Source organism: Novosphingobium chloroacetimidivorans (assembly GCF_014204535.1).
GTDB classification, from domain to species: Bacteria; Pseudomonadota; Alphaproteobacteria; order Sphingomonadales; family Sphingomonadaceae; genus Novosphingobium; species Novosphingobium chloroacetimidivorans.
Genome location: NZ_JACHLR010000003.1, coordinates 159,358 through 185,773, shown reverse-complemented (window position 1 = coordinate 185,773; position 26,416 = coordinate 159,358). Strand labels below are relative to the sequence as shown.

The following is a 26,416-nucleotide window of genomic DNA, read 5'->3' as shown; positions in this document are numbered from 1 at the left end:
CCGCCTTTTTTGTGAGCTCAACGCTCTCTCCTGCATCCTATTGCGCCAGCGGGCATTCTCCCTGCCGCAAGCCAGAAAGATGCACGGAGCACACTTGAGCCTTCTTCCCGATCGCCTCGAGAGCGGCAGACCTTATCCGCTCGGCGCCACCTTCGATGGTCTGGGCGTCAACTTCGCCATCTTCTCCGCCCACGCCGAAAAGATCGAGCTGTGCCTGTTCGATCCCGCCGGCAAGCGCGAGGTCGCGCGTTTCGCCTTGCCCGAGTGCACCGACGAGGTCTGGCACGGCTACCTGCCCAATGCACGGCCCGGCCTGATCTATGGCTATCGTGCCTATGGGCCCTATGAGCCCGAGCAGGGCCACCGCTTCAATCCCAACAAGCTGCTGCTCGATCCTTATGCCCGGCGCCTCTCCGGCAACATCCGCTGGAACGACGTGCTGCATGCCTACCCCTTGAGAGGCAAGCGCGCGGACCTCGGCTTCGACAAGCGCGACTCCGCGCCGGCTATGCCCAAGGCGGTGGTGACGCACGACTTTTTCGACTGGTCGGAGGATCGCCGGCCCAACACGCCGTGGTCCGAGACGGTGATCTATGAGGCCCACGCCAAGGGCCTGACCAAGCTGCTGGAAGAAGCGCCGCCGCAGGAGCGCGGGACCTTTGCCGGCCTGGCGCATCCCAAGGTCATTGATCACCTCAAGCGGCTGGGCGTCACGGCGCTTGAGCTGATGCCGATCCAGGCTTTTACGCAGGACCGCTTTCTGCAGGAAAAGGGTCTGCGTAACTACTGGGGCTACAACACCCTCAACTTCTTCACGCCCGAGCCCAGCTACTTCGCGGACGAGAGCACGCAAGACGAGCTGCGCGTGGCGGTGCGGCGACTTCATGCGGCCGGCATCGAGGTGATCCTGGACGTCGTCTACAATCACAGCTGCGAGGGATCGGAGCTTGGCCCGACGCTCAGCTGGCGCGGGCTCGACAACGCGACGTATTACCGTCTGCTGCCCGACGACAAGCGCTATTGCCTCAACGATACCGGCACCGGCAACACCTTCAACCTGACGCATCCGCGCGTGATCCAGATGGTGGCGGACTCGCTGCGCTACTGGGCGACATCCTACGGCATCGACGGGTTCCGGTTCGACCTTGGCTTGACGCTCGGCCGGACGGACTACGGCTTCGATCCGAACGCCGCCTTCTTCCACGTCCTGCGCCAGGACCCGATCCTCGGGCGCCTGAAGCTGATCGCGGAACCCTGGGACGTCGGCATGGGGGGCTACCAGCTCGGCAACTTCCCGCCCGGCTTTGCCGAGTGGAACGACAAGTTCCGCGATACCAACCGTCGCTTCTGGCGCGGCGACGAAGGCATGCGCGCCGATCTGGCGGCGCGTCTCTCCGGCTCGGGCGACTTGTTCGACCGGCGCGCGCGGCGGCCCTGGGCCTCGGTCAACTTCCTCACCAGCCATGACGGCTACACGCTCGCCGATCTGGTCTCGTACGAGGAGCGCCACAACGAAGCCAACGGCGAGGACAACCGCGACGGGCACGACAACAACCTGTCTCGCAACTGGGGGGCGGAAGGCCCGACCGACGACGAGGGCATCAGGCAGACCCGCGCCAAGGTGCAGCGCTCGATGCTGACGACGCTGCTGGCCTCGCTCGGCACGCCGATGATCGTGGCGGGCGACGAATTCGGCCGCACCCAGGGCGGCAACAACAACGCCTATTGCCAGGACAATGCCATCAGCTGGATCGACTGGTCCCTTCTCGACAGCGAGGAAGGCGCGGCGCTCAATGCCTTCACCTCGCGGCTGATCGGCTTGCGCAAGCAGTACGAGGTGCTGCGCAGCGAGGTGTTCCTCTATGGCCAGGACTCGCCCGGTGGCGGCATCAACGACGTCGAATGGTGGGACGAGCGCGGCCAGCAACTCTCGCCCGAGGATTGGCAGAACCCCGAGGGGCGCGCCCTCTCCATGCGCCGTGCGACCCGGCTGGCCGACGGCTCGGTCGAGGCGATCAACCTGTTGGTCAACGCCAGCGACGATCCGGTGAGCTTCACGCTGACCACCGCCAACGCCGCGCGCACGCTGCTGGTCGACAGTTCGCGACCCGACGTGGCGGACGAGGAGATCGGCGCCGAGTACACGCTCGCCTCCCACAGTGCCGCGCTGGTCCGCTCGGTTTCGGAATTCAACCCGTGACGCGATGGTGGGGCCCTCGGAAGGCAGCACCCGGGCTCTGGCACATCGCGCTCTGGGCGCCGGGACAGGACGGCGTCACGCTGGAAATCGAGGGGCAGGAGCCTGTTTCGTCGATCGGAAGGGCTGGCTCATCGAACTCAAGCCCCGTCGCCCCCGCGCAGGCGGGGGCCCCGCTTGTTCTTCAGAACGCAACGCCGGATCCGAAGAAGCGGGATCCCCGCCTCCGCGGGGATGACGAAGACCTCGCCGCCAACGGCTTCGTCACCTTCAAGGCACCCGCGCAGCCCGGAACCCGCTATCGCTTTCGCTTGGCGGACGGCACCGTCGTTCCCGATCCAGCCTCGCGTTCGCAGAGCGGCGGCGTGCACGGCTGGAGCGTGCTGGTCGAGCCCGAGGCTTACCCCTGGAAGCACGCGGACTGGCGCGGACGGCCGTGGCACGAGGCCATCGTGCAGGAACTGCACGTCGGCACCCTCGGCGGCTTTCGCGGCGTTGCGCAGGAGCTGGAGCGGATCGCGGCGCTCGGCATAACTGCCGTCGAGCTGATGCCGATCAACGCCTTCTCGGGCACGCGCAACTGGGGCTATGACGGCGTCCTGCCCTTCGCCCCGGCCGAGAGCTACGGCACGCCCGACGACTTGCGCGCCCTGGTCGACACCGCTCATGGCCTTGGCCTGATGGTCTTCCTCGACGTGGTGTACAACCACTTCGGGCCCGATGGTAACTACCTCGGGGCTTATGCGCCCGGCTTCTTCCACACCGATGTCGATACGCCCTGGGGCGGAGCGGTAGCCGTCGACGAGCCCGCGGTCGCGGCGTTCTTCCGCGAGAACGCACTGATGTGGCTGACCGACTATCGCTTCGACGGACTGCGCTTCGACGCGGTGCACGCCATCGGCAACCCCGCGTTCCTCGACACCTTGGCCCAAGACATACGCGAGGCCCTGCCCGGCCGCCATGTCCATCTGGTGCTGGAGAACGAGCACAACGATGCGCAGCGGCTCGCGCCCGATCTCTACGATGCGCAGTGGAACGATGACTTCCACAATGTCCTGCATGTCCTGCTCACCGGCGAGACCGACGCCTACTACGCCGACTTCGCGGATCACCCGGCCGAACGCCTGGCGCGATGCCTGGCGGAAGGGTTCATCTATCAGGGCGAACCCTCGGCCAACCAGGATGGCAAGTACCGCGGCTCGCTGAGCGGGCACTTGCCGCCGACCAGCTTCGTCGCGTTCCTGCAGAACCACGACCAGGTCGGCAACCGTGCCATGGGCGAGCGTCTGACGCTGCTCACCTGCCCGGACAAGCTGCGGGCCGCGACCGCGTTGCTGCTGCTGTGCCCGCAGATCCCGCTGCTGTTCATGGGCGACGAGAGCGGGTCCGAAGCCCCGTTCCTGTTCTTTACCGACTTCCACGACGAACTCGCCGACGCGGTGCGCGAGGGTCGCCGCAAGGAGTTCGCCAAGTTCGCGGCCTTCGCCGACGAGGCGGCGCGTGCCCGAATCCCCGATCCCAACGCCGAGAGCACCTTCACCGCCTCGCAGCCTCGCCCCGGGCCGAATGCATCCGAGTGGGAAGCCTTGTACCGCGAACTGATCGCCTTGCGCACACAGCAGATCGTGCCGCGTCTGGTCGGCACCAGGGCGATCGGCGCACAGACGATCGGTCCGGCCGCCGTCATGGCGTCGTGGGCGCTGGGCGACGGCGCAGTGCTGACCATCGCCATCGACCTCGCCGACGAAGCCGGCGACTTGCCCGAGGCGGCCGGCGAGGTCATCCACGCCGAAGGCCGTCGCTTCATCGCGCGGCTCGCGCCTGCATGAGCAAGCTTCACATCCTGGCTGCGGCGGTCGGCATCGCGCGGACCTGGCAGGATGCGGACGGTCGCGACCAGGTCGTATCCGACGAGGCGCTTGCCGCCGTGCTCGCCGCGTTGGGGTACCCGTGCGAAACCGATGATCTCGCGACAGCCAGCCTCGCAGCGCTCAACGAGGAGCAGAGCCGTCCGCCTGCGTTCCTCTCGGTCGATGTCGACGTGCCGCTGGCGCTGCCTGCCTCGCTGGCGTCCGCCGAGGCCGCAAACCTGACGCTGGAGCACGGCGAGCAGCGCGCGCTGCCGATCGTGCGCGGCGTGCTGCCGCCGATCGCCGAGGCTGGCTACCATCGGCTGCAAGTGGGCGCGCATACCGTGGTGCTCGCGATTGCACCGCCGCGCTGTCTGCTGCCCGAGGACCTTCCGGGTGCGAAGTCCGGGCGCCTGTGGGGCACGGCGATCCAGATCCCATCACTCCACGAGCGTGCTGCGCCGTTCGGCACTTTCGCCGACTTGCGCCAAGCCGTGCGCTTCCTTGCCAAACACGGCGCTGCTGCTGCGGCGATCAGTCCCGTCCATGCGCCGCTGCCCGGCGGCAAGAGCTTCTACCCCTACTCGCCTTCGAGCCGCCTGTTCCTCAATCCCGCGCTTGCCGAGCTGGATGGGGCGGCGACCGCCTCGTCCCTCCCCGCGAGCGACCTCATCGACTGGGCGCAGGCCTTGCCGCAGCAAGAGGCCACGTTGCGCGCCGCCTTTGCCGGCCTCACGACCGAGCAGCGTGGCGCCGTCGAGGATTGGGCACGGGAGCAAGGCTCCGCGCTCCGTCGGCAGGCGACCTTCGATGCGCTCGTCCAGCACCTGGGCGCTAGCGACTGGCGCAAGTGGTCGGCCGATTACGCGCATCCCGAAGCGCCTGGTGTTGCTCGCTTCGCCGCCGAGCACGCGGATGCCATCGCCTTCCACTTCTTCGCGCAATGGCTCGCCGACCGCTCGCTGGCTGCGGTGCAGCACGAGGCTAAGTCGGATGGCATGGCGATCGGGTTGGTTGCCGACCTTGCTGTTGGAATAGATCCGGCCGGGAGCGATGCGTGGGCCCTGCAGGGCACCATGCTCAGCGGGCTCACCATCGGGGCTCCGCCCGATCCGCTCGGGCCCGATGGGCAGAACTGGGCGCTCACCGGCTTCTCGCCGCGTGGCTTGCAGCAGAGCGCCTTCGCGCCCTGGATCGCGACCCTGCGCGCGGCGCTGCGCCATGCCGGAGGTGTTCGCATCGATCATGCCTTCGGCCTCGCGCGGTTATGGGTGGTTCCAGAGGGCCGCCCCGCCAGCGAGGGCGCGTACCTGAGCTACCCGTTCGCCGACATGCTGCGTGTGGTCGCGATCGAGTCTCACCGGGCCGGCGCGGTGGTGATCGGCGAGGATCTGGGCACGCGCCCGCCGGGCTTCGCCGAACCAATCGCGGACAAGGCGATCCTGGGCATGCGCGTGCTCTGGTTCGAGCGCGACGAACATGGTTTCGCGCCAGCCGAAGACTACGCCACCCGGGCCATCACCATGACGGGAACGCACGACACCCCGACGGTCGCCGGCTGGTGGATGGGCCGCGACATCGCCTGGAATCGCCGCCTCGCGCGCGGCGACTGGCATAGTGAGGAGACGCAACGCATGGCCGACCGCTCGGCACTCTGGTCCACGATCGGGAACGGCGCACCGCAGCCTCCAGCCGATGCGCCCGCGCCGGTGGTCGAGGCGGCCATCGCCCACATGGGGCGCACGCCCAGTGTTCTGACGATCGTGCCGCTGGAAGACTTGCTCGGCCTGGAGGAGCAGCCCAACCTGCCCGGCACCATCGACGAGCATCCCAACTGGCGCCGCCGCCTGTCCGGCCCGCTCGCCGATCTGCTCGCAGAACCTGCCACCGCGCGCCGCCTCGCCGCGCTGATCGAGGCGCGGCGGGCATGATCCCGACGGCGACTTATCGCCTGCAGTTGCACGCCGGGTTCACCTTCGCCGATGCCGAGGCGGTGGTGCCCTATCTGGCAGAGCTTGGCGTCAGCCACCTCTACGCCTCGCCGATCACCGCCGCGGCGCGCGGATCGACGCACGGCTACGACGTCGTAGACCCCACCCGGATCAATCCCGAACTCGGCGGCGAACAGGGTCTGCTCAGCCTCGTCGCAGCGCTGAAGCGGCATGGATTGGGCTTGATCATCGACATCGTGCCCAACCACATGGGCGTGGCCGGCGACGAGAATGCCTGGTGGCTGGACGTGCTGGAGCATGGGCAGGCGAGCGAATACGCGCCCGTGTTCGATATCGATTGGCGCGAGCGCGTGGCTCTGCCGGTGCTCGGCACGCCCTTGCGCGAGGCGCTGGCGGATGGTGCGATCCAGCTGGTGCCTCGTGGCGAGCGACTGGCGGTCCAACTCTACGGCGGCGCCATCTATCCGATCCGGGAAGACGACCCGATCCACAAGGCTGACCGCAGCGCGGCGTTCTCGCCCGATCAGATCGCCGAGGTGCTCGATCGGCAGCACTATCGCCTGGTCTACTGGCGCGCTGCGAACGATGAGCTGAACTGGCGCCGCTTCTTCTCGATCAACGAGCTGGCGGGCGTGCGGATCGAGGATCCGGCCGTGTTCGAGCGTACCCACGCGCTCTACTTCGACTTGTTCCGGCGTGGGCTCATCGACGGGGTGCGCGTGGATCATGTCGACGGCCTTGCCGATCCCGCCGGTTATTGCCGCACGTTGCGCGCCCGCTTCGATGCGATCGCGCCCGATCGGCCCGCGTACATCGTCGTCGAGAAGATTCTTGCCGGCGACGAGCCCTTTGCCACCGACTGGCGGATCGAGGGCACCAGCGGCTACGACTTCATGCGCCAGGTGTCCGAGGTGTTGCACGATCCCGCCGGGCAAGCGCCGCTGGGCCAGCTCTGGGAAGAGATCAGCGGCCGCAGCGCGACCTTCGAAGAGGAGGCGGTGCCGGCGCGGCAGGACTTGCTGGCGTGGCAGTTCGAGGGGCAACTCGTCGCTTGCGTGAAGAGCTTCCATGCGCTGGCGCAAGCGGGTGTCAGCCATACCTGGATCACCCGGGGCATGCTGCGCCGGGCGATCGAGCGACTGCTCTGGGTCTTCCCGGTCTATCGCACGTACGCCACCGGCCAGGGCGCACCCGATTACGACGCGCCGATCCGGGCGGCCGCGCGTGAAGCGGCGGTGCCGCTCATGCCGCCTGGCGAAGTGCCGGTGCTCGACGCGGTGCTCGGCTGGCTTGCCGGCGAGGGAGGTGAAGGCGCGGCAGAGGCGGTGCGCCAGTTCCAGCAACTCTCCGCTCCGATTGCGGCCAAGGGCGTGGAGGACACCGCGTTCTATCGCCATGGCGCGCTCCTCTCCGCCAACGATGTCGGCTTCGAGCCGGGGCATTTCGCCTGCGATCTCGGGCAGTTCCACCGCGAGATGCGCGAGCGCGCGATGCGCACCCCGCGTGCCATGCTCGCCACCGCGACGCACGATCACAAGCGCGGCGAGGATGCCCGCGCCCGGCTGGCGGTGCTCAGTGCCGTGCCGGATGCATGGTCGCAGCGGGTACGCCGTTGGCTGGCGCTTGCGGCGGAGCATGCGCCGGCAGTGGACGCGGGTGATGCCTACTTGCTGTTCCAGACTCTCGTGGGAGCGTCGCAGGAGGGCGACGACAGCCTGCTCGAGCGCGTGCACGACTGGCAGCGCAAGGCCTTGCGCGAAGCCAAGTTGCGCTCGTCCTGGGAAGCGCCGGACGAGGAGTACGAAGCGCGCTGCCATGACCTTGCCACGCTGCTGCTGACACGTGAGGACGGTGCGGACTTCCGGCAGGATTTCGTTGCCTTCATGGAGGCGCTGGCCGCACCGGCCCTGGCGAACACATTGGCGCAAGCGGCGCTGCACTTCCTGGTGCCCGGAGTGCCGGATACCTATCAGGGTTGCGAGTTGTTCGACCTCTCGATGGTCGACCCCGACAATCGCCGCCCGGTGGACTACCAGCGCCGCCGTCGCTTGCTGGCGGCCGACGACGACCAGGGAGAGGCGGCCAAGCTGCGGCTCGTCGCCAGGCTGCTGGAAGCGCGCAAGGGCAGTGGCGCTCTGCGCGAGGGGGGGTACGAGCCGCTGGACGCCGTTGGCGAACGGGCCGAGCACGTCGTGGCCTTCTCACGCGCGCACCAGGGCGAGACGGTCCTGTGCGCCGTTGCCGTGCGGCTCGGTGCCGCGTTGTTCGGAGACGTCGAACCCGTGCCTAGCGCCGACTGGTGGGGCGACACCCGGATCGAGGCGCAAGGCCGGACCTGGCACGCGCGCGATCTGTTCGCGAAGAGCCCTGTCGCGGTTCGTTGACTCGCAACTGCGCTGGTCCGATCCGGTGGAGGATCGGACCGGACTATCGGTTGCCAGGCCGGCCTATTGCGGGTCTAGCGATTGCTCATGTCCGCCACCGGGGCCAGCGCGACACGCCTTCGCCGATGACCGATTTCGCCAATTCCGAGGCGCGCATCCGCCAGTTGCATGCGCTCTACACCGATGCGGTCTGGCGCAAGGATGCCGCGGCGTTTGCGCAGTGCTTCACCCCCGACGCCGAGTGGCGGGTCGACGGCTCGGTGCTGCGCGGCCGCGACGAGATCGTGCGCGAGTTCGAGCGCACGCTGGCAGGCATCAAGCGGGTGCTCGTCGGCTATCGCACCCCGTACCTCGAACTGACCGGACCCGAGCGCGCCAGCGGGCGGACGTATGTTACCGAGCACTACGCCTGGATCCTGGGCCCGCCAACCACGACGGTCGCGCGTTACTACGAGTACTATGTCGACGGCGGCGATCGCTGGCGCATCTCCTGGCGCCTGCACGAACTGCTCTATTCGGGTCCGGGCGATCTGACCGGCGAGTTCTACGAAGGGATCGGCCTGTCATCTTGAAGGGCCCCGCGATGCCGGCTTGACGTGCCCATCGCCCTTGCCTTAGGAGCGCCCCCGCAATCCGGGCGGCCTGCCGCTCGACCGAACCATCCCGATCGCCGAGTCCTGTCGAAGGGCGTTCCGTGGATCCACCCTGGCAGGTGGAGGCAGTGTAACTGTGGCCAACGTAACCGTGATCGGCGCCCAGTGGGGCGATGAGGGCAAGGGCAAGATCGTCGACTGGCTGGCGAGCCGGGCCGATGCCGTGGTGCGCTTCCAGGGCGGCCACAATGCCGGCCACACGCTCGTCGTGGGCGAGCAGGTCTACAAGCTCTCGCTGCTGCCCTCGGGCATCGTCACCGGCACGCTCTCGATCATCGGCAACGGCGTGGTGCTCGATCCCTGGGCCTTGAAGGCGGAGGTCGAGAAGCTCGAAGGCCAGGGCGTGGTGATCAATACCGAGAACTTCGCCATCGCCGACAACTGCCCGCTGATCCTGCCGATCCACGGCGTGCTCGACGGCCTGCGCGAGGCCGCCGCCGGTTCGGGCAAGATCGGCACCACCGGGCGCGGCATCGGCCCGGCTTACGAGGACAAGGTCGGCCGCCGCGCGATCCGCGTCTGCGATCTGGCGCACCTCGACGCGCTGGAACCGCAGCTCGATCGTCTCTGCGCCCACCACGACGCGCTGCGCGCCGGCTTCGGCGAGGCGCCGGTCGATCGCGCCGCGCTGATCGATGCGCTCAAGCAGATCGCGCCATTCGTGCTGCAGTATGCGCAGCCGGTGTGGAAGCGCCTGAACAAGGTGCGCAAGGCGGGCGCGCGCATCCTGTTCGAAGGCGCGCAGGGCGTGCTGCTCGATGTCGATCACGGCACGTATCCGTTCGTCACCAGCTCCAACACCGTCAGCGGCACTGCCGCCAGCGGCTCGGGCCTGGGTCCCTCGGCCACCGGCTTCGTGCTCGGCATCGTCAAGGCTTACACCACCCGCGTCGGCTCGGGCCCGTTCCCGACCGAGCTGGAGGACGCAACCGGCCAGCGGCTGGGCGAGCGTGGTCACGAGTTCGGCACCGTTACCGGCCGCAAGCGCCGCTGCGGCTGGTTCGACGCGGTGCTGGTGCGCCAGTCCTGCGCGATCTCGGGCGTGACCGGCATCGCCCTGACCAAGGTCGACGTGCTCGACGGCTTCGACAAGGTGAAGATCTGCACCGGCTATCGCCTGAATGGAAAGGTGCTGGACTACTTCCCCAGCCACGCCGCCGACCAGGCCAACGTCGAGCCGATCTACGAGGAAATGGAAGGCTGGAGCGGCACCACCGCCGGAGCCCGCTCGTGGGCGGACCTGCCGGCGCAGGCGATCAAGTACATCCAGCGCGTGCAGGAACTGATCGAGACGCCGGTGGCGCTGGTCTCCACCAGCCCCGAGCGCGAGGACACCATCCTCGTGCGCGACCCGTTCCAGGACTGAGGGTGATGATAGGCAGGGCGATGCGGCGGTTCACTCCCATCGTCCTGCTGATCGTGGCGGGCTGCAGTTCGGCGCCTTTGCCGCCGCGACCTGCGCCATCCTCCATCGCCCACGCGCCGCGCCCGGCGCTCCGGGCCGACTTCCTGCGCGTGCGCAAGGCCGCGCGCACGCTGGAGGTCTGGTCGGGGCGGCAGTTGCTGCTGACCGTCGCTGACATCCAGCTTGGCCCCGAGCCCCACGGAGCCAAGCGCTTCGAAGGCGATGGCCGCACGCCGGAGGGTCGGTATCGCATCGACTGGCGTAATCCGCGCAGCGCCTACCATCTCTCGCTCCACGTCTCCTACCCCACGGCCGCCCAGGTCGCGGCGGCACGCGCGGTGGGGCGCAGCGCCGGTGGATTGATCATGATCCATGGCCAGCCCAATGCCTCTCCCGAGCGCATCGCCGGCGACTGGACCGACGGCTGCATCGCCGTGTCCAACCGGGAGATCGAAACCTTGTGGCGCCTCGTCCCCGATGGCGCGGAGATCGAGATCGTCCCCTGATGGCACCCACGCTGCGGCGAGCGGAGCGGATCGAGAAGAGATTTGTTAACGATCACTTGTGTACTCATCCAGGTCGGCAATGTGGCAAGTGGTCGTCTAAACGAGTGTCAGGCCAGAGTGAGTACAAGGGATGTATCGAGATCCTGCGTTGAACGATGAATTCGCCCGGCTCGCGGCTCTGCGCCGTCTCGAAGTGCTGGACACACCGCCCGAAGAACCCTTCGAGAATGTCGTTGCCCTGATCCGTACCGTCCTGGGCGTGCCTATGGCCGCGGTGTCGCTGATCGATGCCGACCGGCAGTGGTTCAAGGCCCGCAGCGGGATCGACGCGGCGCAGACATCGCGCGCCGTGTCGTTCTGCACCCACACGATTGCCCAGCGCGAGCCGCTGGTGATTCCAGACGCCACCAAGGACGAGCGCTTTACCGACAATCCGCTGGTGCGCGGCGAGCTCAACATCCGCAGTTATGCCGGCGTGCCGCTACGCACCTCGGAGGGCTACAACGTCGGCTCGCTCTGTGCCATCGACACCCAGACGCGCGAATTCTCGCCCGCCGAGATCGCCATCCTCGACAAGTTCGCGCGGATCGTCGTCGACGAGCTGGAACTGCGCCGCATCGCCGGGCGCGATCAGTTGACGGGCGTTTTGACCAGACGAGGCTTCGTCGAGAGCGCCAACCAGGAGATCGAGCGGCACCGTCGCTATGGTCGCCCGGCGAGCCTGGCGATGATCGACATCGATCACTTCAAGTCGATCAACGACACTTATGGCCATCCGGCAGGCGATACGGTGCTGCGACAGGTCGCCGCAGTGCTCGAAGCTGCCAAGCGGCCCAATGACCTGCTCGGACGGCTGGGAGGCGAGGAGTTCGCCATGCTGATGCCCGAAACCGGGAGCGAGGCGGCACTCGCCGCTGCGGACCGCTTCCGCGAGGCCATAGCCTCCGCCTCGATCGAGCCCTTGCCGGGTGTGCACCTGGTAATCACCGCCAGCTTCGGGGTGGCCATGCTCGATGGCGCGACGACCGACGCAGAGCACTGGTTTGCCGCCGCCGATGCTCCGTTATACGCCGCCAAGCGCGGCGGTCGCAACTGTTGCGTCGCCGCAGGAATGGACGCCGCGCAGCCCTGAGCAGCGCTCAGAAGTCTATGGCGATGCCGTTGTGCACCCAGTCGCCATAGCGCGTGGGCGAAAGACCGTCGGGATCCGGTTCCGACCGGGCGGCTTCGGGCTTCGGGGGCGGTGTGTCCGTCCAGTGCGCGGGCTTCTGGAAGGTCTCCGGGCGCCGGGTGGCTCGCTGGAAGCTGGCTGGCTGTGTCATGCTTTTGCATGTGGGGCGGCTGGCGCGGCTTGGCAATCGCTCCTAGGTGCAGGCGATGGACATACCCGGACTTCCGGCGCGACGTGCCGCGCTCAGCTTGATCGATGCGGTGCTGCGGCGTGGCGAGACCCTGGAGCAGGCGGGCAGCTCGGCGCTGGCTCGTATCCGGGGCGAGCCCGACCGTGCGCTTGCCCGCGCCATAGCCTCCGAAGCGCTGCGGTGGCGCACCGACCTTGACGCGCTGATCGACAGCGCCACGCAGCAGGTGCTGCCCGACGATGCCAAGTCGCGTGCCGTGCTGGAGATCATGCTGGCGCAAGTGCTGCGGCTGGAGACACCCGCGCATGCCGTGATCGCGACCGGGTTGCCGCTGCTGATGGGTGGCCCCCGGCGGCTCGCGCATGGGGTGTTCTCGACGCTGATGAAGGGTGGGGCGGCGCTGCCCGAGATGCCCACTCTGCCCCCTGCCGTGAGCGAGCGGTGGGGCGAGCGGACCGCTGCGATCGCGCGAGGTTTGGCCGAGCCGCCGCCGCTCGACGTGACCCTGCGCGAGATCGACGCGACGGCGGAGTGGGCCGCGCGCCTGGGTGGCACGTCCCTGGCTTCCGGCCATGTGCGGCTGCCGCGCGGCGCTTCCATCGAGAGCCTGGACGGCTACCGCGATGGCGCCTGGTGGGTGCAGGACCTCGCCGCCAGCCTGCCCGCGCGATTGCTGGGACAGGGAGAGGGCCGGCGCGTGCTCGATCTGTGCGCGGCGCCAGGCGGCAAGACGCTCCAGCTCGCCGCCGCCGGGTGGCAGGTCACTGCGCTCGATGTCAGCAAGCGGAGGCTGGAGCGCCTGCGCCACAACCTCGACCGCACGGGCCTTGCCGCCCAAGTGGTAACCGCCGACGCCCGGACCTGGCAGCCCGATCAAGCCTACGATGCGATCCTGCTCGACGCGCCGTGCACCGCGACCGGCACGTGCCGCCGTCACCCGGACGTGCTGCATCGCATCGGCCCGCGCCAGATCGCCGACATGGCCGAATTGCAGAGCGCCCTGCTGTCACGGGCAGCCGAATGGCTGGTCCCGGGCGGAAGGCTCGTGTACGCGGTGTGCTCGCTGGAGCCCGAGGAGGGCGAGGAGCGCGCCGGCAAGGTCGCGCTCGATCGGAACGTGATCCGCGCCGACGAACTGCCGGCGGGATTTGCCCCTGATCATGAGGGCTGGCTGCGAACCGACCCCGGCATGCTGCGGGACGAAGGCGGGCTCGACGGCTTCTTCATCGCCCGCTGGACGAAGGCCTGATCCTCCGGCAGCGCATGCCATTGTGCGTAAGGCGTGTTGCGGACGAGGTGGCGATTGTAGTCGGGCGCGCCATCGTCCCACCAGACCGGGCCGCGTTCACCCAGGGCGACCTTCGCGGCATCCACGCGGCCGCGCGCGGTGCGCAAATCCTCGGCCGCGCCGTGAAGCGCTGACTTCACGGCGCGGCGTGCGTCCATCAGCTCTGCGACCAGCGCCTTGCGCCTCGCCTCGTCGAGGTGGGGATTGCTCCGCCGCCACAAGCGGCCGCGCACGACAAGGTAGCGGCCGTCGGGCGTGACGGGAGCTGCGGGCCTGGCGCGGCCTTCCGCTTCGTCGCGATCATGGGTCTGTCCTCGCGAACTATCCGGTGTTGGCCTTGTCATGTCCGGTCCATCGCCTTTCTGCCTCATCCAAGCGAAACGGCGCGCGAGCGCGGAAGTTGTGGCCGGAAGATGCGCTCGCGCGTGAGAGCAGGGATGGGCGCGGGGGCAAGTAGCGTGAAATCATACGCAATCACTATGCGGCGAGCTTAGCCCACATCTCGATTTCCAACGCGCGGCGGGCCTAATGGGTCGCCTGCAACGGCTCGCATCCTTGTCGCGCGAGCCTGCAGGAGCTTCGCCATGCACGACGTATTTTGGGTCGGCCTTTTCCTCGTACTGCTGATCGGGAGCCTGGCCTACGCCGCGCTCTGCGAGCGTGCGTGAGGAGAGCCAAGCCATGACCATCGATCTCTGGCTCGCCGGCGCGACCGCGCTGGGCTTGCTCGTCTATCTCGTCGCCGCGCTCGTGCGGCCCGAACGATTCTGAGGGGCACGGGCACATGACCATCGCAGGATGGCTGCTGATCGCAGTCTTCGTCGGCGTGCTGCTGGCGCTCGCCAAGCCCGTCGGCTTGTGGCTCTTCGCACTCTACGAGGGACGCCGCACGCCGCTGCATGCCGTGCTCGGCCCGGTGGAGCGCGGGTTCTATCGCCTGTCCGGCATCGACCCGCAGGAGGACCAGTCCTGGCGGCGATATGCCGTGCACATGCTGATCTTCAACGCGGCGGCCCTGCTGCTGACGTATGTGCTGCTGCGCGCGCAGGCGGTGCTGCCACTCAATCCGCGAGGGTTGGGCGCGGTCGGCCCCGATCTCGCGTTCAACACGGCGATCAGCTTCACCGCCAACACCAACTGGCAGAGCTATGCGGGCGAATCGACGATGTCGAACCTGTCGCAGATGCTGGCGCTGACGCTGCACAACTTCCTCTCGGCGGCGACCGGCATCGCGCTGGCCTTCGCGCTGTTCCGCGGCTTCGCGCGGCGTCCAAGCCCGAACGGGGGTGCGACCGGGATCGGCAACTTCTGGGCCGATATCACGCGCGTGACGCTCTACCTGCTGCTGCCGCTCTCGATCGTGCTGGGGCTGTTCTACATCGCCAGCGGCGTGCCGCAGACGCTCGCCGGTTCGGTGGACGTGACCACGTTGGAAGGCGCCAGGCAGACCTTGGCGCTGGGGCCGGTCGCTTCTCAGGAGGCGATCAAGATGCTGGGCACCAACGGTGGCGGCTTCTTCAACGCCAACTCCGCGCATCCGTTCGAAAACCCGAACGCGCTCACCAACCTGATCCAGATGCTGTCGATCTTCGCGATCGGCACCGGGCTGACCTACACGTTCGGCAAGGCGGTGGGCAACACGCGCCAGGGCTGGGCGATCCTGGCGGCGATGATGACGCTGTTCCTGGTCGGCACCACGGTGACCTACTGGCAGGAAGCGGCGGGCAATCCGGTGCTCCACAACCTGGGCGTCCCCGGCGGCAACATGGAGGGCAAGGAAGTCCGCTTCGGCGTGGCCGCCAGCGCCTTGTTCTCGGTCGTTACCACCGCTGCGAGCTGCGGCGCGGTCAACGCCATGCACGACAGCTTCACGGCGCTCGGCGGCATGATCCCGCTGTTCAACATGCAGCTGGGCGAAGTCGTGATCGGCGGCGTCGGCGCGGGCATCTACGGCTTCCTGCTGTTCGCCATCCTGGCCGTCTTCGTGGCGGGGCTGATGGTCGGCCGCACGCCCGAGTACGTGGGCAAGAAGATCGAGAGCCGCGAGGTGAAGCTCGCCGTGCTCGCCATCGCCGTGCTGCCGCTCGTGATCCTGGGCATGACGGCGCTCGCCGCCGTGTTGCCGGTGGGCCTGGCAGGGCCGCTCAACAAGGGGCCGCACGGCTTCTCGGAGATCCTCTACGCCTTCACCAGCGCAGTGGCGAACAACGGCTCGGCCTTTGCCGGTCTGACCGCCAACACCCCGTTCTACAACGGCATGCTGGGCGTCGCGATGTGGGTCGGGCGGTTCTTCATCATCGTGCCGATGCTGGCGGTCGCCGGCAGCCTCGCGGCCAAGAAGCACACGCCCGAGACTGCCGGCAGCTTCCCCACCACCGGCCCGCTGTGGACCGGCCTGCTGATCGGCATCGTGCTGATCGTCGGCGGTCTTACCTTCCTGCCCAGCCTCGCGCTGGGGCCCATCGCCGATCATCTCGCGATGATCCGCGGCCAGCTCTTCTGAGGACCGTTCCATGTCCCGAGCACAATCCAAGTCCCTGTTCACCGCCGACCTGATCGTTCCCGCGATCGGCGACGCCTTCCGCAAGCTCAATCCGCGCGAGCTGATCCGCAACCCGGTGATGTTCACCACCGCCGTCGTCGCCACGCTGCTGACCGTGCTGCTCGTCGTCGGGCAGGATGGGCTGAGCCTGGGCTTCAAGCTCCAGCTCGTCGTCTGGCTGTGGCTGACGGTGCTGTTCGGCACCTTCGCCGAGGCGCTCGCCGAAGGGCGCGGCAAGGCGCAGGCCGCTTCGCTGCGCGCCACCAAGGCGGAACTCACCGCCAAGCGCGTGAAGGGTGCAGGCGTTGAAGAGGTTCCCGCCAGCGCGCTGCGCAAGGATGACGTGGTGCTGGTGCAGACCGGCGACCTCATCCCTTCGGACGGCGAGGTTATCGCCGGCGTCGCCTCGGTCAACGAGGCCGCGATCACCGGCGAGAGCGCTCCCGTGATCCGTGAGGCGGGCGGCGACCGCTCGGCGGTGACGGCGGGCACCCGCGTCATCTCCGACGAGATCCGCGTGCGTGTCACCGTCGATCCCGGCCAGGGGTTCCTCGACCGCATGATCGCGCTGGTCGAAGGCGCCGAGCGGCAGAAGACCCCCAACGAGATCGCGCTGACCCTGCTACTGGTCGGACTGACGATCATCTTCCTGATCGCCGTCGCCACCGTGCCCGGCTTTGCCAGCTACGCCGGCGGCAGCGTGCCCGTCTCGATCCTGGCGGCGCTGCTGATCACGCTGATCCCGACGACGATCGCGGCGCTGCTCTCGGCCATCGGCATCGCCGGCATGGACCGCCTCGTGCGTTTCAACGTGCTGGCGAAGTCCGGTCGCGCGGTCGAGGCGGCGGGCGATGTCGACGTGCTGCTGCTCGACAAGACCGGCACGATCACCATCGGCGACCGGCAGGCGACCGAGTTCCGGCCCGTCGGCGGCACCGATGTCGCCGCGCTGGCGGAAGCGGCCCTGCTGGCCAGCCTGGCGGACGAGACCCCCGAAGGCCGCTCGATCGTCGTGCTGGCGCACCAGCGCTTCGGCTTCGACGCGACCACGCTGCCGGAAGGAGCCGAGGTGATCCCGTTCACCGCGCAAACCCGCATCTCGGGCGTGAACACCGGAGGCCGCGTCATCCAGAAGGGGGCGGTGCAGGCCGTGCTCAAGGCCAATCCCGGCGCCGGAAGCACCGCGGCGGCGACCGAGCTGCGCCGCATCACCGACGAGATCGGCCGCGCCGGCGGCACGCCCCTGGCGGTCGCGGTGGATGGCCAGCTGCTCGGCGCGATCTTCCTCAAGGACGTCGTCAAGGCGGGCATCCGCGAGCGCTTCGGCGAGCTGCGGGCGATGGGCATCCGCACCGTGATGATCACCGGCGACAACCCGCTGACCGCCTCCTCGATCGCCGCCGAGGCCGGGGTCGACGATTTCCTCGCCGAGGCGACGCCCGAGGACAAGCTGGCGCTGATCCGCAAGGAGCAGGAGGGCGGCCGCCTGGTGGCGATGTGCGGAGACGGCACCAACGATGCACCGGCGCTGGCGCAGGCCGATGTCGGGGTCGCCATGAACACCGGCACCCAGGCCGCGCGCGAGGCGGGCAACATGGTCGATCTCGACAGCGACCCGACCAAGCTGATCGAGGTTGTCGGCCTGGGCAAGCAGTTGCTGATGACCCGCGGCGCGCTCACCACCTTCTCGGTCGCGAACGACGTCGCCAAGTACTTCGCGATCATCCCGGCCATGTTCGTGGTGCTCTATCCGGGGCTGGGCGTGCTCAACGTGATGGGACTGGGGACACCGGAAAGCGCGATCCTCTCGGCCATCATCTTTAACGCGCTGATCATCCCGCTGCTGGTGCCCCTCGCGCTCAAGGGCGTGACGTACAAGCCGATGGCGGCCGGCCCGCTGCTGGCGCGCAACCTCGCGGTCTATGGTCTGGGCGGACTGATCGCGCCTTTCGTCGGCATCAAGCTGATCGACCTCGCCGTGAACGGGATGGGGCTGGCGTGATGATCACAACAGCCATCTGTCGAACATCAATCGTCACCCTGAACTTGTTTCAGGATCCATCTCGCCCCCAAGCCCGGCGCTATGCCGCCGCATGCCGCATTCGCCGTTGGCAACTCGAGCCTTCGAGACGCGCCGCCCGATGCACCCTGAAACGAGTTCAGGGTGACGTCGGTCGCGAATGGAACCTTTGCTTGCTCCATCAGGAGTTCATCTCATGAACAACGACATTCTCACCTCCCTGCGTCCGGCGCTCGTCATGACGCTGCTGTTCGCGCTGCTGCTCGGCATCGCCTATCCGCTCGCCATGACCGGCATCGGCCAGGCCGTGTTTCCGAGCCAGGCGAACGGCAGCCTGGTCATGCAGGACGGCAAAGCCGTCGGCTCCACCATCGTCGGCCAGGCCTTCACGTCCGACCGCTACTTCCAAACGCGCCCCTCCGCCGCCGGCGAGGGCTACGACGGCCTCGCGTCCTCCGGCTCGAACCTGGGCCCCACCTCGCAGGTGCTGGCCGACCGCGTGAAGGCCGATGTGCAATCCCACCAAGCTGCTGCACCCGGTCGACCCGTTCCGTCCGACCTGGTGACCACCTCCGCCTCGGGGCTCGATCCCGATATCAGCCCCGAGGCGGCCTTTTATCAGATCGAGCGTATCGCCCGCGCCCGCGGCCTGAAGGCAGGCGAGATCCGCCGCCTGGTCGAGCGCCAGATCGAGCGGCCGATCTTCGGCTTCATCGGCGAGCCGCGGGTCAATGTGTTCGAGTTGAATCGACGGCTCGATGGTGTGTCCGCTAAGCCATCGCGGTGAACACCGACGATCGACCCTCTCCCGAAGCCCTCCTGCGTGCTGCCGCGCAGGAGGGCCGTGGCCGTTTGAAGATCTTCCTCGGGGCCGCGCCGGGCGTCGGCAAGACCTGGGAGATGCTGTCTGACGGCCGCCAGCGCCAGGAAGAGGGCACCGACGTGGTCGTCGGCGTGGTCGAGACTCATGGCCGGCGCGAGACCGAGGCGCTGCTCGCCGGTCACAAGATCTTGCCCCGCCGTCAGGTGGATCACGCCGGCCACAGCCTGGGCGAGATGGACATCGACGCGCTGCTGGAGCGCCGCCCGCAGCTGGCGCTGGTGGACGAGCTGGCGCACACCAACGCGCCGGGCAGTCGCCATCCCAAGCGCTACCAGGATGTCGAGGAGCTGCTCGCGGCCGGGATCGACGTCTACTCGACGCTGAACATCCAGCACGTCGAGAGCCTGAACGATGTGGTCGCCTCGTTCACCCGCGTGCGCGTGCGCGAGACGGTGCCGGACTCGGTGCTGGAGCAGGCCGAGATCGAAGTCGTCGACATCCCGCCCGACGAGCTGATCGAGCGCTTGAAGCAAGGCAAGGTCTACGTGCCGCACGAGGCGACGCGCGCGCTGGGCCACTTCTTTTCCAAGTCCAACCTGACGGCCTTGCGCGAGCTGGCGCTGCGCCGTGCCGCGCAGGCGGTCGACGCACAGATGCTGGAGCATGTCCGCGCCCACTCGCTGGCGGGCAGCTTCGCGGCAGGCGAGCGGATCGTGGTCGCGGTCAGCGAACAGGTCCACGCCGCCGGTCTGGTGCGCGCCGGCAAGCGGCTGGCCGATGCCTTGAAGGCGCCCTGGACCGCGGTGCACATCGAAACCGCGCGCGACCGGCAGTTCACGCCCGAGGAACGGCGGCAACTGGCCGATACGCTCGCGCTGGCCTCGCGCCTGGGCGCCTCGACCGCCAGCGTGCCGGCGACCAGCGCCATCGAAGGGCTCCGCCGCTTCACTCGCGAGGCGCGGGCGACGCAGCTGGTTCTCGGCAAGTCCGAGCGCTCGTGGTGGTTCGAGCGGCGCCACGGCTCGGTGGTCGATCGTCTTGTGCGAACGATCGGCAACGTCGCCGTGCATGTGCTCCCCTCGGGCGAGGCCCCGGTGCGGCGCCAGCCATTGCGCCTGCCCCCGGCGAGCGCCTGGGGGAAGCCGACCGACTACCTCTGGCCGTTGCTGGCGGTGGTCGCGGCGACGTTGCTCGGGCGCTTGCTGCTGCAGGTGATCGACCTTGGCAACGTCGCGCTGCTTTATCTGGTGCCGGTCATGTTCGCGGCCGCCAGCTTCGGGGTGCGTGCAGGACTGCTCGCCGCCATCGCCTCCAGTCTCGCGTACAACTTCTTCTTCCTGCCGCCCACTGGTACCCTGTCCGTCAACAATCCCGAGAACATCGTCTCGATCCTGGTGTTGCTGGGCGTGGCGCTGGTCACCAGTCAGTTCGCAGCGCGGGTGCGCACGCAGGCCGATCTCGCGGCCTCCAGCAGCCGGGCGAACGCCGCGCTCGCCAGCTTCTCGCGCCAGCTGACCGCGGCGGCCACCCGAGACGAGCTGATGCAGGCGATCTGCGCGGACGTGGCGCGCCTGCTCGACCTCAACACGGTGCTGCTGCTGCCATCGGCCAACGGACCGGAACTGCGCGCGGCCTACCCGCCCGAGGATCGGCTCGACCAGATCGAGATGGCCGCGGCGCAATGGGCGCTGGCGAACGGGCAGCCGGCAGGCCGGGGCTCGGCAACGTTGACCGCATCGGACTGGCTGTTCCACCCCTTGCGCACCAACCGGGGCGTTCTTGGCGCTCTTGGCGTCGCGCGCGGCGATGCCGGCGATCCCCTCCGCTCGGACCAGCTGCCGCTGCTGATGAGCCTGCTCGACCAGGCCTCCATCGCGCTCGACCGGGTGGCGCTGGAGGAGGAGAACCTGCAGGCCCGCGCGATCGGCGAGCGCGATCGCCTGCGCTCGGCATTGCTGTCCTCGGTCAGCCACGACTTGCGTACGCCGCTCACCACCATCCTCTCGGCGGCGCAGGAACTGCGTCGCCAGCCATCGGCAGAGCTGGCCGCGACCATCGAAACCGAGGCGCAGCGGCTCAACCGGTTCGTCGCCAACCTGCTCGACATGGTGCGCATCGAAGCGGGCGCGCTGCCGATGAAGCTGGAGGCGACCGACTTGTTCGATGCGGTCGCCGGCGCCGCGCACGATACCCGGGCCGCGCTGCAGGGGCATGAAGTCGTGGTCGACGTGCCCGCCGACATTCCGCTGGTGCGCGTCGATCCGGTGCTGCTGCACCACTGCCTCATCAACCTGCTGGACAACGCCGGACGCTATGCCGATGCCGGCACCCCGATCGTGATCCGCGGCCGGCGGCTGCCCGATGCGTTGCTGGTTTCGGTGATCGACCGTGGACCGGGCATCCCGCCCGGCGAGGAGCGCCGCGTGTTCGAGACTTTCACCCGCCTGCAGGGTTCCGACCGGGTCCAGCATGGAACCGGGCTGGGCCTTGCCATCGTCAAGGGCTTTGCCGAGGCCATGGGGCTGAGCGTGGAGGCCGCCAACAACCTCGATCCGCACGGCGCCTGCTTTACCTTGCGCTTTCCCGAGGCATTGCTGCTGACGTCGGTGGCGGCGAGCGAGGTGCCATGAAGCTGCGCCACAAGGTGCTGGTGGTCGACGACGAGCCGCAGATCCGCCGGCTGATCCTCGCCGCCCTGCAGCGGGCCGACTATGCCGCCCTCGAAGCCGGCAACGCACGCGAGGCGATGGCGCACTTGCGCGCAGAGCGACCCGACGTGGTGCTGCTCGACCTGGGCTTGCCCGACCGCGACGGGCTGGAACTGGTGCCACTGATCAAGCGGGAGCTCGACACGACCCTGATCGTCGTCTCGGCGCGCGAGGCCACGGAGGAAAAGGTCGCCGCGCTGGACCTGGGCGCCGACGACTACCTGACCAAGCCGTTCGACACCGAGGAACTGCTCGCGCGCGTGCGCGTCGCCTTGCGCAACAAGGTGACGCGCGAGGGCGGACCGGCGGCGCTGGCGGCCGGCGACGTCACTATCGACTTGCTCAATCGGGAGATCACCAAGGGCGGCGAGCCAGTGCATCTTACACCCAAGGAGTTCGCGATCCTGGCGCAGCTGGCCTCCGCCGCGGGCCGGGTGGTGACGCACAACCAGATCATGGCCTCGGTCTGGCCGCGCGAGTCCGAGCACCACGTGGAGTATCTGCGCGTCCTGGTGCGCAGCCTGCGCCAGAAGCTGGAGCAGGACCCGCAAAGGCCCGAGCTGATCTGCAACGAGCTTGGCGTCGGCTACCGCCTGCGGCTCAAGCCGGCCTGAGGTTCAGCCTAGCCACGCGCGTCCAGCAGAGTATGAGCCGGCGCGATGCGGATGAGCAAGCTTTTGAAAACGGGCGCGGGTTCGCCCGCCCTTGCCGGTCTGGTGATCGGCGTGACGCTGGCGGCGCTGACGCTGCTGATCGCCGTCATGCGCATCGGCCCGGCCACGCTTGCTCATCGTGCTGCGCCGATGCCGGCCGGCCGGCCCACCGTTGCGCCGCCCGACGTCGTCCCGCCTGTCGAGCCGATCGAATTTCGAGCCCTGGCACCAGGAGATGCGCGCGCGTTCAATGCGTCGGTTCCGTTCAGCACCGCACCCAACCCCGCCGCTCGCCCGTTCGCTTTCGCCGGCAGCGAGGAGGATCGCCTGCGCGCGCTCGATTGCCTGGCTGCCGCGGTGCTCTACGAGGCGGGCGACGATCCGGAAGGGCAGCGCGCGGTCGCGCAAGTGGTGCTGAACCGCGTGCGCCATCCCGCCTTCCCGCGCACTGTCTGCGGCGTGGTGTTCCAAGGCTCCGAGCGCCGGACGGGGTGTCAGTTCACCTTCACGTGCGACGGCGCGCTTGCCCGGTTCTACTCCGAGCCTTCGTGGACCCGGGCGCGAGCGATCGCATCCGCGGCGCTGTCAGGCAGCGTCTACAAGCCGGTGGGACAGGCGACGCACTACCACACCGACTGGGTGGTGCCGTACTGGAGCGCCAGCCTCGACAAGATCGTGGCGGTGCACTCGCACTTGTTTTTCCGCTGGAGCGGGTGGTGGGGCACCCCGGCCGCGTTCCGCTTCCGCGCGACGGGGCAAGAGCCTCGCATTCCGCAGCTCTCTGCCCGTTTCCCGGAGCACGGGGTGCAGCTTGCGCCGGGCATGCTTGGCGAGGGCGTACCGGGGCCCCCGACGGTGGCGATCGGCAACCAGGTGGTGAAACCCAGCAACGACAACCCGGACAGCTACCTCGTGCTGCTCTCGCCGGGACAGGCCGCCAGTTTCGCCGAGATCGCCGCCTTCACGTGCGGCGCGCGTCCACGCTGCAAGTTCATGGGCTGGACCGATCCGGCCAAGTTGCCGCAAGGCTCCACCGCCAAGCTGTCGGCCGACCAGCTCGGCGCGCTGTCGTTCAGCTACTTGCGCGATCGCTCGATCAACCTTGAACGCGCGCTGTGGAACTGCACCCAGTTCAAGCGGCCGGCGGGACAGTGCCTGTGGAGCAAGTCTCCCGCACCCGCACCCGCTCCCGCCGCCAACAAGCCGATGCCCGCGGCGCCAGCTGCCGTGCCAGCGCCAGTCACGCTGAAGGGCGTGCGCTTCAAGGACGGCACGGAGGCGACGGCGAAGCCTTAGCCCCTGATCCGTGAAGCTGGATCGGGAGCGGCGCCATCCACCATATGAAACGCTGTGGACGTTGGCTTGGTGTAACCCGCGTCCTTACCGCGCCGTCGGAACGGCCGTCGGCACCGGGCTCGGTTCAGGCGCGGAGAGCGGGCTCGGCTGCGTCACGTCCTGGCCGGAGCCGTCCCGCAGGCGGCGCGGCTCCAGCATCGCTGTCGTCTCGACCAGGTCCAGCGCGCGTTGGGCTTCTTCGAACCGGCGCGCATCGGCGATCCACTTCTGCGCCGCGTCGGCGCCGGGCATCCGCTCCACCTCGTCGATGGCATTGTCGATCCGTCGGGCGGTGAGCATCAGGCGTGCGCGATCGATGCGGGCGGCAGGGGTCAGCAGCGTCGGCGAATCGCTGCGCACGGTGAACAGGTTGGCGAGCTCCTGGCGGGTGCGCGACCACAGGTTCATGCTCTGCGACTTGTCGGTGAGATCGGGGGCGAGCGCCTCGAGGCGAGCAGTCAGCTGGTCGAGCGTGACCGGGTTGCTCGCGAATGTCGTGATCGTCTGCACCGCCTGTGGCTGCGCATCGCCGAAGCGCAAGGTGAGTTGGTCGGCCACGAAGCTGAGCGGTTCGCCGCGCTCGATCAGCCGGCGGGCGGCCGAGGCGATCAGCAGCGCCTCGGCGCGCGCGGCGTTTCCGGAGGCGGCGCTGGCTTCGAAATCGAGGCGGGAGAAGCGATCCTCCAGCATGGCCAGGCGCGCTTCCATCGAGACGACCGCCTCGTTCGGCGTGGCTGCACGGCTCCCTCCGGCCCCGGACGCGGTACCGGCAATCCCGTCTCGAGCTCCATCGGTCGCAGAGGACTGGCCGGAACCGCTGCGGGCAGGCAGGTAACGGGCAAGCTCACCATGCCAGGCAAGGTAGGCCACACCGCCCGCGCCGGCCAGAAAGGCCAGCAGCATGGCCAGGAACACGGTGCGGACGGATCTGCGCCGCGGTGTCGGGATGGATGTGGCGGGCGCGTATGGCGTTTGCGAACCAGTCGCCTCCGGCCCAACCGCTTCCGTTACGTTCGGGGTATCGTCCTGCATCGGGCCTTTCAGCGGGGGATTTCGGCTTCCCCAGCGGCGTCTTGGCACATCTCGCGGGCCAAGGCCAGAAGCGCGGCGTCGCTGGGGCGGGGGGCGCTGCGCACCTCGGACCAGCCCTCCCCGGCGAGCGCCGATACGCGTGGGCCGATGGTGGCAAGGGCGATGCCGGCGCGGTCGATCACGGCGGGTGCACAGAGCCTGTCGAAGTGGCGCGCGGCCTCGCCCGAATGGAGCATGACCACGCCGCCGCCATCAAGCGCGCTCTGCAGGTCGCTTGGCAGTGGCAGCGCATCGCTGGCGTAGACCGCGCGGGTTTCAACCGTGATCCCGGGAGGCAGATCCAGCGGCACGTGCGCCGCGCCGGTCAGGCGCAGCAGGCGCCGATGGTTCGGCGCCAGTGCCTCGAGAACGTTCTGGAGCCCGCCCGTGCCGACTGCCACCACGTCGAAGCCCGCCGCGCCGGCCGCATCGCCGGTCGTTTGGCCGACGCAGTAAGAGGGCAGACCGCGCAAGGCCGCCAGCGCGGGGCCGCCATGGCGCAAGGCGTTGGCGCTGCCCAGCAGCACGGCATCGACCACCTCGCGCGGCAAAGGCTCCCACGGCATCGGCCGAACGACGAAGATCGGGTAGGCGTCGGCCTGGAGCCCCTGAAGCCGCGCTGCCTCTACGGTCGCCGTGGCGCCGGGTTCCGGACGCACGACGATCAATCGCCTCATGAAGTCGCAGGGCCCGAGAAGTGCACGGTGATCGCCGCGGGCGCACGGGCGAGTAAGTCGGCGGCCAGCCGGGCCGGCGCCGTCAGATCGTCGGCTGCGAAGGCCGTCTCTCCCTCGACCCGTTCGGCGCCGTCCGGGCTGTAGAGCGCCGCGCGTATCGTCAGCATGGCACCCTCCCGCCCCGTCAGCACGGCGATCGGGCTGTGGCAATTTCCGCCCAGCGCCGCCAGCAGTGCCCGCTCGGCCAGCACCGCCTCGCGGCTCAGCGCATCGTCCACCGCGGCGAGGAACTCGCGCGTGCGTGCATCGTCGGCGCGGCATTCGATCAGGATCGCGGCCTGACCGGGGGCGGGTAGCCAGGCTTCGGCGTCGAGCGGGTGACCGGTGCCGGTCTCGCCCAGCCGGTTTAGCCCGGCGAGCGCGAGGAACGTCGCATCCACTTCGCCCGCTGCCAGCTTGGCCAGCCGCGTCGCCACGTTGCCGCGGAAGGTGACCACCCGGCAGTCGGGCCGGGCATGGAGCAGCTGGGCCGCGCGCCGTGGCGCGCTGGTACCGACGATCGCACCCTGCGGCAACGCGGTCACGCTGGCGGCGCCGACCAGCACGTCGCGCACGTCCTCGCGAGGGAGCACGGCGCCGATCGCGATCGCCTCGGGCCGGATCGTCTCGACGTCCTTGGCCGAGTGCACCGCGAAGTCGATCTCTCCCGCGGTAAGCCAGGCGTCGAGCTCCTTGGTCCACAGCGCCTTGCCGCCGATCTCGGCGAGGGCCCGGTCCTGGATGCGATCGCCGCTGGCGGTGACCGGCACGATCTCTATATGCGCAGCCTCGATGCCGTGCGCCGCCGCCAGCCTCGCCCGCGCTTCCTCCGCCTGTGCCATGGCGAGCGGGGAGCGGCGGGTGCCGAGGCGAAAGCGCGGGGGGTCAGGTGGGATCATGGGCGAAACGTGCTACTCGGCATTTCGGCTCAGGAAAAGATGGTGCGGATGAC

Annotated in this window: 21 protein-coding genes; 16 read left to right on the top strand and 5 right to left on the bottom strand. The window is 68.8% G+C overall.

Annotation, left to right across the window (positions count from 1 at the left end):
• Positions 1 to 94: 94 nt before the first annotated feature.
• From glgX to HNO88_RS04855, 8 genes are all read left to right on the top strand, one after another.
• Positions 95 to 2,200, top strand: a complete 2,106-nt coding sequence (glgX, locus tag HNO88_RS04890) for a glycogen debranching protein GlgX (RefSeq protein ID WP_246381185.1) — start codon at positions 95 to 97, stop codon at positions 2,198 to 2,200.
• Complete coding sequence (treZ, locus tag HNO88_RS04885) at positions 2,197 to 4,026, top strand: malto-oligosyltrehalose trehalohydrolase (RefSeq protein ID WP_312856992.1); 1,830 nt, start codon at positions 2,197 to 2,199, stop codon at positions 4,024 to 4,026. Before glgX ends, treZ begins: the two co-directional genes overlap by 4 nt.
• On the top strand, positions 4,023 to 5,978 hold the full coding sequence (gene malQ, locus HNO88_RS04880; RefSeq protein ID WP_184242957.1) for a 4-alpha-glucanotransferase: 1,956 nt from the start codon (positions 4,023 to 4,025) through the stop codon (positions 5,976 to 5,978). The genes treZ and malQ overlap by 4 nt, the downstream gene beginning before the upstream one ends.
• On the top strand, positions 5,975 to 8,383 hold the full coding sequence (treY, locus tag HNO88_RS04875) for a malto-oligosyltrehalose synthase (protein WP_184242956.1): 2,409 nt from the start codon (positions 5,975 to 5,977) through the stop codon (positions 8,381 to 8,383). The genes malQ and treY overlap by 4 nt, the downstream gene beginning before the upstream one ends.
• 125 nt (positions 8,384 to 8,508) lie before the next feature.
• Entirely contained in the window at positions 8,509 to 8,955 is a 447-nt protein-coding gene (locus HNO88_RS04870; protein WP_184242955.1) for a YybH family protein, read from the top strand.
• Between the two features lie 157 nt (positions 8,956 to 9,112).
• Complete coding sequence (locus HNO88_RS04865; protein ID WP_184242954.1) at positions 9,113 to 10,402, top strand: adenylosuccinate synthase; 1,290 nt, start codon at positions 9,113 to 9,115, stop codon at positions 10,400 to 10,402.
• Between the two features lie 20 nt (positions 10,403 to 10,422).
• On the top strand, positions 10,423 to 10,947 hold the full coding sequence (locus HNO88_RS04860; protein ID WP_184242953.1) for a L,D-transpeptidase family protein: 525 nt from the start codon (positions 10,423 to 10,425) through the stop codon (positions 10,945 to 10,947).
• Between the two features lie 130 nt (positions 10,948 to 11,077).
• A complete protein-coding gene (locus HNO88_RS04855; RefSeq protein WP_184242952.1) occupies positions 11,078 to 12,079 on the top strand; it encodes a sensor domain-containing diguanylate cyclase in 1,002 nt (333 codons plus the stop codon).
• A 7-nt stretch (positions 12,080 to 12,086) separates the two neighbouring features.
• On the opposite strand, the gene HNO88_RS04850 is transcribed toward HNO88_RS04855, so the two are convergent.
• Positions 12,087 to 12,269: a DUF1674 domain-containing protein gene (locus HNO88_RS04850; protein WP_184242951.1), complete on the bottom strand. Its 183-nt coding sequence runs from the start codon at positions 12,267 to 12,269 to the stop codon at positions 12,087 to 12,089.
• Positions 12,270 to 12,324: 55 nt separating this feature from the next.
• On the opposite strand from HNO88_RS04850, the gene HNO88_RS04845 reads away from it, so the two are divergent.
• Positions 12,325 to 13,557, top strand: coding sequence for an RsmB/NOP family class I SAM-dependent RNA methyltransferase (locus tag HNO88_RS04845; RefSeq protein ID WP_184242950.1), 1,233 nt, complete (start codon positions 12,325 to 12,327; stop codon positions 13,555 to 13,557).
• On the opposite strand, the gene HNO88_RS22185 is transcribed toward HNO88_RS04845, so the two are convergent.
• Positions 13,467 to 13,940, bottom strand: coding sequence for a hypothetical protein (locus tag HNO88_RS22185; protein ID WP_246381183.1), 474 nt, complete (start codon positions 13,938 to 13,940; stop codon positions 13,467 to 13,469). The two genes, HNO88_RS04845 and HNO88_RS22185, sit on opposite strands and share 91 nt — an antisense overlap.
• A 337-nt stretch (positions 13,941 to 14,277) precedes the next feature.
• Between HNO88_RS22185 and kdpF the strand changes: the two genes are divergently transcribed.
• From kdpF to HNO88_RS04805, 7 genes are all read left to right on the top strand, one after another.
• Positions 14,278 to 14,367 (top strand): K(+)-transporting ATPase subunit F, encoded by a 90-nt coding sequence (gene kdpF / locus HNO88_RS04835; protein ID WP_184242949.1) that lies wholly within the window; start codon positions 14,278 to 14,280, stop codon positions 14,365 to 14,367.
• 13 nt (positions 14,368 to 14,380) lie between these two features.
• Entirely contained in the window at positions 14,381 to 16,099 is a 1,719-nt protein-coding gene (kdpA, locus tag HNO88_RS04830) for a potassium-transporting ATPase subunit KdpA (protein WP_184242948.1), read from the top strand.
• 10 nt (positions 16,100 to 16,109) lie between these two features.
• Entirely contained in the window at positions 16,110 to 18,140 is a 2,031-nt protein-coding gene (gene kdpB, locus HNO88_RS04825; protein WP_184242947.1) for a potassium-transporting ATPase subunit KdpB, read from the top strand.
• A gap of 214 nt (positions 18,141 to 18,354) precedes the next feature.
• Positions 18,355 to 18,945, top strand: coding sequence for a potassium-transporting ATPase subunit KdpC (kdpC, locus tag HNO88_RS04820; protein ID WP_184242946.1), 591 nt, complete (start codon positions 18,355 to 18,357; stop codon positions 18,943 to 18,945).
• On the top strand, positions 18,942 to 21,611 hold the full coding sequence (locus HNO88_RS04815) for a DUF4118 domain-containing protein (RefSeq protein ID WP_184242945.1): 2,670 nt from the start codon (positions 18,942 to 18,944) through the stop codon (positions 21,609 to 21,611). Before kdpC ends, HNO88_RS04815 begins: the two co-directional genes overlap by 4 nt.
• Positions 21,608 to 22,303 (top strand): response regulator transcription factor, encoded by a 696-nt coding sequence (locus tag HNO88_RS04810; RefSeq protein ID WP_184242944.1) that lies wholly within the window; start codon positions 21,608 to 21,610, stop codon positions 22,301 to 22,303. Before HNO88_RS04815 ends, HNO88_RS04810 begins: the two co-directional genes overlap by 4 nt.
• A gap of 51 nt (positions 22,304 to 22,354) precedes the next feature.
• Positions 22,355 to 23,638, top strand: a complete 1,284-nt coding sequence (locus HNO88_RS04805; RefSeq protein ID WP_246381182.1) for a cell wall hydrolase — start codon at positions 22,355 to 22,357, stop codon at positions 23,636 to 23,638.
• Between the two features lie 84 nt (positions 23,639 to 23,722).
• Here the strand turns inward: HNO88_RS04805 and HNO88_RS04800 are convergent, their stop codons facing one another.
• The 3 genes from HNO88_RS04800 to hemC are packed head-to-tail and all read right to left on the bottom strand — an operon-like array spanning position 23,723 to position 26,363.
• On the bottom strand, positions 23,723 to 24,709 hold the full coding sequence (locus tag HNO88_RS04800; protein ID WP_221419833.1) for an MICOS complex subunit MIC60: 987 nt from the start codon (positions 24,707 to 24,709) through the stop codon (positions 23,723 to 23,725).
• Positions 24,710 to 24,717: 8 nt separating this feature from the next.
• Positions 24,718 to 25,425: a uroporphyrinogen-III synthase gene (locus tag HNO88_RS04795; protein WP_184242942.1), complete on the bottom strand. Its 708-nt coding sequence runs from the start codon at positions 25,423 to 25,425 to the stop codon at positions 24,718 to 24,720.
• Positions 25,422 to 26,363 (bottom strand): hydroxymethylbilane synthase, encoded by a 942-nt coding sequence (hemC, locus tag HNO88_RS04790; protein ID WP_184242941.1) that lies wholly within the window; start codon positions 26,361 to 26,363, stop codon positions 25,422 to 25,424. The genes HNO88_RS04795 and hemC overlap by 4 nt, the downstream gene beginning before the upstream one ends.
• Positions 26,364 to 26,416 lie beyond the last annotated feature (53 nt).

Bases quoted from the DNA above. Each gene is read 5' to 3' on its own strand.
- malQ (WP_184242957.1), top strand. From the start codon at position 4,023: ATGAGCAAGCTTCACATCCTGGCTGCGGCGGTCGGCATCGCGCGGACC.
- treY (WP_184242956.1), top strand. From the start codon at position 5,975: ATGATCCCGACGGCGACTTATCGCCTGCAGTTGCACGCCGGGTTCACC.
- HNO88_RS04870 (WP_184242955.1), top strand. From the start codon at position 8,509: ATGACCGATTTCGCCAATTCCGAGGCGCGCATCCGCCAGTTGCATGCG.
- HNO88_RS04860 (WP_184242953.1), top strand. From the start codon at position 10,423: ATGCGGCGGTTCACTCCCATCGTCCTGCTGATCGTGGCGGGCTGCAGT.
- HNO88_RS04855 (WP_184242952.1), top strand. From the start codon at position 11,078: ATGTATCGAGATCCTGCGTTGAACGATGAATTCGCCCGGCTCGCGGCT.
- HNO88_RS04850 (WP_184242951.1), bottom strand. From the start codon at position 12,269: ATGACACAGCCAGCCAGCTTCCAGCGAGCCACCCGGCGCCCGGAGACC.
- HNO88_RS04845 (WP_184242950.1), top strand. From the start codon at position 12,325: ATGGACATACCCGGACTTCCGGCGCGACGTGCCGCGCTCAGCTTGATC.
- HNO88_RS22185 (WP_246381183.1), bottom strand. From the start codon at position 13,940: ATGACAAGGCCAACACCGGATAGTTCGCGAGGACAGACCCATGATCGC.
- kdpF (WP_184242949.1), top strand. From the start codon at position 14,278: ATGACCATCGATCTCTGGCTCGCCGGCGCGACCGCGCTGGGCTTGCTC.
- kdpA (WP_184242948.1), top strand. From the start codon at position 14,381: ATGACCATCGCAGGATGGCTGCTGATCGCAGTCTTCGTCGGCGTGCTG.
- kdpB (WP_184242947.1), top strand. From the start codon at position 16,110: ATGTCCCGAGCACAATCCAAGTCCCTGTTCACCGCCGACCTGATCGTT.
- kdpC (WP_184242946.1), top strand. From the start codon at position 18,355: ATGAACAACGACATTCTCACCTCCCTGCGTCCGGCGCTCGTCATGACG.
- HNO88_RS04810 (WP_184242944.1), top strand. From the start codon at position 21,608: ATGAAGCTGCGCCACAAGGTGCTGGTGGTCGACGACGAGCCGCAGATC.
- HNO88_RS04805 (WP_246381182.1), top strand. From the start codon at position 22,355: ATGAGCAAGCTTTTGAAAACGGGCGCGGGTTCGCCCGCCCTTGCCGGT.
- HNO88_RS04800 (WP_221419833.1), bottom strand. From the start codon at position 24,709: ATGCAGGACGATACCCCGAACGTAACGGAAGCGGTTGGGCCGGAGGCG.
- HNO88_RS04795 (WP_184242942.1), bottom strand. From the start codon at position 25,425: ATGAGGCGATTGATCGTCGTGCGTCCGGAACCCGGCGCCACGGCGACC.
- hemC (WP_184242941.1), bottom strand. From the start codon at position 26,363: ATGATCCCACCTGACCCCCCGCGCTTTCGCCTCGGCACCCGCCGCTCC.